This is a genomic window from Dactylosporangium sp. NPDC050688 (genome assembly GCF_040654515.1).
Taxonomy (GTDB): Bacteria; Actinomycetota; Actinomycetes; order Mycobacteriales; family Micromonosporaceae; genus Dactylosporangium.
Map to the genome: position 1 here is coordinate 1 of NZ_JBFAIC010000177.1, position 1716 is coordinate 1716.

A 1716-nucleotide genomic window follows, 5' to 3' on the forward strand; every position below is an offset into this window, starting at 1 on the left:
CACCACGCGATCGACACCTTGACCCGGGCGGTTGGATCCCCCTCAACCAAGTGTCCACTGTGGATGATCACGACACATCTGTGACACGAACACCCGTACGGTGATCTCTTTGCGGTCGGCGAGCGTGCAGCCGTAAGCGCGGCTGAGCGAAGGGTTCGTCGCGCTCAGGCCTGCAGGGTCGTCGGCCTTGGGTCATGATCGGCCGTGCGAACGCGTGCGCGTTGTCCTGCCAGGGGGGTCATACGTGGCGGCGTGCCGGTCGTCTTGTCGTGTCTACTCGTAACCGTGAGCGGTCGGTTGCGGCGGCGCGGCTGGCTGACCTGGGCAGTGACCTGCGGTATAACGGTTACCGACGGTTGGTTGTGCGGTTGAGGCTTGGCGCTGTTGGGCGGACGCGTTCGTTGACGACTCGGACGAGCAGGGCGGTTCCGTCGGTGCCGACGGAGAGCAGTTCCCGGGACCGTTGCCGGTGGGCCTGCCACCAGCGGTGTAGTCGACCGGCGTCGCGGATGTAGCGCCGGAGGTTTCCCTCCTGAAGATCCTGATGAACGCGGCGCTCGATGCCCCGGAACATCACGAGCGTTCTGCCGCCGCTCAACGGCATGAGGAACGACGTGCCGTTGAGGACGGGCCCGTATGGAATCCTCAGCTGTGCGCTGATGCTGTCCGGCCAGGATTCCTCGATGGGCAGCATGCCGGCGATGTGGCCGCGTTGCCGAGTTGTCGTGTAATGGGCGGCCGTCGAGCTGTCGCCGGCGAAGAGCAGCACCGACGCGGCCGCAGTGCGGTTGAGGACCTGCGCCAGCCACGAGCGTCGGCCCTCCGGGATGACGTACGGCGCGGCGGGCTCGGTTGCTCCGGTGGGCGCCGCTGGGGGAGGGCTCATACTGGTGGCTGGTGCGGTGGTGCCCTGGGAGGCGTCGGGCTCTTGTTGCCCGATGCGCCAGTTGAACTCGTCCGGAGTCTCGTTGATGAGCTCGTCGAACTCCTGGCTGGGACCGGACCAGAGTTCGTCGTCTCCAGGCGGGTCAAGGATGTAGGAGTGGACGCCGGTGTGGGAGAGGCGGGAGGCGACCATCAGGCCGTACAGCGGGTGTTTGCCGATGGTGACGGTCCGGATCTGGAGGCACGCGTCGGCCAGCTGTTTGTAGATCTGTGGCATCCCTTCATGGGTGCCTTTGCACTCGAGGACCGCGATGCGGACGTCGGTCTGGTTGCCGTCGCTGCGGTGTCCGACGAGGAAGTAGTCCGGTCGTTTCTTGGTGCCGGGCTCGTTGCGGACCTTGCCGGGTACGTCGTCGATGTAGCCGTGCCGCAGGGCGACGTCGGCGTCCACGGCTCGGAAGACCCATCCGGGGTGTCGCCGCTGCAATGCGGCTTGAGCCACGATCAAGGCCAGACCGATGCCGAGCTGCTCGGACTGGGCGACCTTGTGGTGGTGCACGACGTCGCGGGCGGCGGCGGGGGTCAGTGCAAGGAGCCTGCCTCTTCCGGCTCGGAGTGTGGCGCAGTACCGGACGTGCGCCCAGTGCTGTGACACTGTGATGAACTGTGATCGAGTGAGGAGCGTGGTCGCCACGCCGAGCTCGCGAAGCACGGCGGCCGGGCTGGTCTGCAACTCTGCCCTTGCCGAAAACCTCATCCGCAGAGGTCAGGCGGCATGTTGGTACTCGTGGAGGATGCCGCCGAGGCGATCGTGTCTTCGTACGTCGAGGC

1 protein-coding gene is annotated in these 1716 nt (G+C 66.4%); it reads right to left on the reverse strand.

The genetic code is table 11. The features are described from left to right. Positions 1-346 precede the first annotated feature (346 nt). Positions 347-1540, reverse strand: a complete 1194-nt coding sequence (locus tag AB0H83_RS51805) for a hypothetical protein (protein WP_360111452.1) — start codon at positions 1538-1540, stop codon at positions 347-349. Positions 1541-1716: the final 176 nt, after the last annotated feature.